Annotated in this window: 2 protein-coding genes; both read left to right on the top strand. The window is 39.1% G+C overall.

What is annotated here, in order from left to right:
- Window positions 1-163 precede the first annotated feature (163 nt).
- Window positions 164-2,254, top strand: a complete 2,091-nt coding sequence (locus AB4583_RS21255; RefSeq protein WP_017069049.1) for a carboxylesterase family protein — start codon at window positions 164-166, stop codon at window positions 2,252-2,254.
- A gap of 56 nt (window positions 2,255-2,310) precedes the next feature.
- A complete protein-coding gene (locus tag AB4583_RS21250; protein WP_241823395.1) occupies window positions 2,311-4,014 on the top strand; it encodes a hypothetical protein in 1,704 nt (567 codons plus the stop codon).
- Window positions 4,015-4,418: the final 404 nt, after the last annotated feature.

Genomic DNA, 4,418 nt, shown 5'->3' with positions numbered 1-4,418 from the left:
TCCAATTAGGAAACAAAGCCCCTATCACCACTGTTTACGACAGAACCTGTAATTGTAATATTGTCCACCTTTTCTGATTTTTAAGTCTAATATTAGAAGATTGATTTTGGTATTCAAAGCGTGATAGCAATGTTCTTTACTTTCGATATTGAAGAGGTAAGTGATGACAAAAGCATTTTTGGTCTTGATCGGAGTTGTACTTTTCGGTTGTCGTGATGATTCTACTGAGTTCAGCTTTACCCCTGATCCTGAAGAGGAATCACCTCAACCCATTACTTTTGAGGCTCAAATAGGTGAAGTGACTATACAAGGCCTCAAAGAACCAATAATCACAGTCGCCCCTTCACTTTCTGCGACTGAAGACGGTATCTCACTGGTTACAATAGAAACGTTCAAAGGGATACCTTATGCTTACTCGGGCGATAGTAGCGAAGGTGATTTTTTCTTCGGTGCGCCTGACCGTTTTGAACACAGTGTGATGCTGCCTCTAGCACAAGCGGTGACCGAAAATAATTCGTATACAGACTTTGGGAACATATGCCCTCAGTTTGGCTCAACAGAATTGTACTCAGAGACCTGCCTTTACTTGAACGTATGGAGACCTAATAATGCGACTTCAGGTGATTTATTACCTGTGTATGTTTATATCCATAGTGGTTCGTTTGAAACGGGATCTGGACACCTGCCCAATATAATTCCAGATGTCGCCGTTGCACAAAGTACAATGAGTGATAACCCCTTTATCGCTGTTACTTTTAACTACCGTCTTGGTTTATTGGGAAAACGGTGGGTTGAAGATGCAGGTCAAACGAAAGGAGGCAACTTTGCGGTTGGTGATCAAAAGCGAGCTCTAGAGTGGGTTAGCCAACATATCGAAGACTTTGGCGGAGATAGTACAAACGTCACTGTATTTGGGCAAGGTGCTGGTGCGACATCAATTAATGCGCTTCAGCAAACAACCAGTGGAGAGCGCGATCCTGAAGATGATATTGCCGGTAATTTCTTTAGCAGAGCGATTATGCAAAGTTTACCGCTCGGACTTTCATTTGAATCATACGCTGCAGCGAAAGACCAATACGACACTTTAGAAACTGCAATGGCAACGCTGTATCCTGATTTAAGTATTAACCAATTGACGGTTGATCAGATTTTAGAACTACAAAAACAAGTAAAAGCAGAAATAACGGGACGCTTGTTTGGTTTACCTGACCAAACCATCGAAAGTATGGTCAGTGACATCTTGGGCTGGATTGAAGATGGCGATAGCACGGAATCGATTGTGGCGAAGCTTACTTTGAAATACGCATCGGATATTGCAGCAATCGAACCGCGAGCGAAATTACTTCCCTTTTCACCCTACATTGAGTCCCATCGTGAGTGCATAAAGACATTCCTTGGGGTTTGCACAGAATATGAGGAATACCCAGGCTATCACGTAACAAGCCTCGCTCATGAAGCTCCTTTAACCGTCCCTTCTATTATAGGATTTAATAACAATGAAACGGATAGTTATATAGCGGAGTTAAAGTTACTATTCTTGATTAATATAGAATTATTACCGGGTATTAAATTACTTGATGTTGTCCTATTTTTAATAGGAGATAGTGATGATATTCGTGATTTGCCACAAATAGCAGATATACCTGCGTACACGTTAATATCATCAATCCTATATGTAGATCGGTTGACCGACACGCCTTTACGCTTTGATGATTTCTCACCATCGGAAAATCCTACCACTTTAGATGGGGTATCAGAAGAGATAAGAAAGTTTAATCAATTAAATAATCAATTGATATATAAATGTGCTATTCGTGATTACGCAAAAGAAGTCGATCATGACATCACTCCTATCATTTATCATTTTGACTATGTCGCAAGTTTTAATAACCAGCTGATTGAAGACTCTATTTTTGACACAATAGGTAATTTGGCTTGCTTCGGTGGAAAAGCCTGTAACCAAGCTGAAATTCCTTTTGTATTTAATCGATTATATAACCAAAGCGGATCGAAGATAGCGCCTGATGAAGGTGACCTTCTTCTTATGGGAGAAGTATCGAGTTTGTGGTTTAGCGATGAATTATTCAACCCTGAATATCGATACCAAGAAGATACAGATAACATATTGGTGATAGTTAATAATGCCACGGATGATGGTGGCGAAATAAACAAGAATATTACAGCGTGGGATGCTACGATAAATATGGGTATTGATGCTAGCACATCACAAGGTATTTGTGATGCTATTTACTAAGTCGTCTTTTATTACAGTGAGGTAGGAATGATGCTACATATGCTAAATAGAGTTTGTTGGATAGAGATGAAAGTAAATCATCGAAATTTTTTTTTATTTTATTTCGTAGATCTTGGTGCGTAAGTTTCTTTTCTTTTATTTTGATACTCTCTAATATTGCTAATGCAAAAGAAGCTTCGATTTTTGAGCAGTATGGCATACCGGAACACCTACCTAAGTATGGTATTAGTACTTTATCTCAAGGTGATCATATTGTTGAGCACGTTCGTAAAGTCACTTCAATTAATGAGGAGGCTTCATCTTCATCTTTTTATTTAGTGCAAACAACAGATTTAAAGGGAAATATTGATTTGAGGATTAAATATTTTCAGGATCAAATTTCTCAAATCGATGGTGAACCTTCACTCTCAGAAGATGGTGGAGCGATAGACTCCATTGAATATTTGACTAAAACAGAATATCGACTTCGCGCCTACTCAGATAGTTACGATCGGTCTTCGGTTACCGTTGAAGAATTAGATGAACGTCGTGCAATTGTACGTTTTAACTATTCTAAGTATCAACTACCTCAAGATGTCGCCTATTTTCGTTTCATGCGAGTTGAGATAAGTGTTGAAGATCGCAAGCCTGTTAAAATGTTGATCACTAATTCGCAACCATTTACCTATGGTACTTATAGAATTGAGGATTATAGACAAGAAATCTTAATCAGTGAGCGTTACAATGGTCAATTTTACGTTAAAAGCAAAACCATTGTGGCAAACGGAGTAACTAGAAAAAAAGAAAAGCTTACTCTGTCATTGCTCATGACTCCCGTCGCTTTTTATGACGATGTAGATGGTGTCGAAGTTCTAGATAGTGAAAAGCTTGAAGAAGCATCAGATCCTCGTATTCGAGAAGAAAAGGTCGAGGTCAGTAGTTTTTTCCCACTGATGGGAGACTTAGTCCGTAGACAAGGTATTGATATTCCTCTTCCATACGGTTTTTCTGTCGCTTATCGCAATCAAGATATGGATCTTGGCTTTCAATCTTTTAATTTAGGTCTCGGAGCATTAGGCCTTCAGAATTTAGATAAGGACTTTGAACCGACAGAGACCTTCGCCAAAGTTAATGCTGAGAGTTTTAGTATAAGGGGAGATGTCTATATTTTGCCTTTCTGGAATGTTTACGCTTTAGCTGGAAAGATTAAAGTTAAGGCAACCATTGATGCGCAATATACATCGGAGAGTTTAAACGAAGTTAAAGATAGTTTAAACGGCATCGATCCTGGATTAGGTGATGCCTTATGTAGTGCGCTAAGCAATGAAGGACTCCCTCTGTGTAGCCCTGGTCGATTGAAGCTTCCTTTAAGTCTTGACTATGATCTGTTAGGTGTGGGTACTACACTAGCCGTCGGGTATAAAGAATTTTTCGCCACGCTTAATATGACCGCATCTCAAACACGATTAGAGGGCTCTTCGAGCTGGGGTGATACTCTGTTTGTTGCTCAACCAATGGTTGGTTATCAGCTTGTTGATTATAGAGCTCAGTTATTAATTGGTGCTGAATATCAAGGCTTAGATTCTACGTTATCCGGTAATCTAGGTTATGTAGATGCGTTACAAGGTGAGTTCACTTATGACGTTGATGTTTCTCTAAATCAATGGGCTTATTTGATTGGTTTTAATAAGCAAATAGGTAAACACTATAATATCACAGCCCTTTATAATAAAGGTGAAACAAGAGAAGCATATACAGTTAGTTTGGGCTATCGATGGTAAATGATTGTGTTAATACTAAGCTGAAATATGGGGAGTATCCGTAGCTCAATTTATTTAACATTAATCTAACAATGTGGCCATGAAACATCTTAGTTTCTTATGGCCATTTTTTTGTTCGGGTAGCATTCTGATTTAAAGGCTCTCCGCCACTTGAAACGCAACACCTCACCCGCGAGAAGAGATGCATCAAGCACTTGCGTATTTTCATCCAAGCACATCGAAGTTGATTATAATCGAACAAGAAGGACAGTGCTCTTGGATATCTAAGCCCAGTTAACTTTAAAAAACAATATGTCGCTTATGCGTATTTCGGTGATTGCGATCGGCTGTTTCCCCCCGTGTTAGCATAGTTGTCGTCTAGATTTTTAAGGGGCGTTGTTAATGATCAAATCAGCTTGAAGATC

Origin of the sequence: Vibrio sp. 10N.222.49.C12 (genome assembly GCF_041475025.1) — a bacterium.
Classification (GTDB): Bacteria; Pseudomonadota; Gammaproteobacteria; order Enterobacterales; family Vibrionaceae; genus Vibrio; species Vibrio crassostreae_C.
Note: the sequence above shows the minus strand (reverse complement) of the source record. Positions and strands in the feature narration are given on the sequence as shown.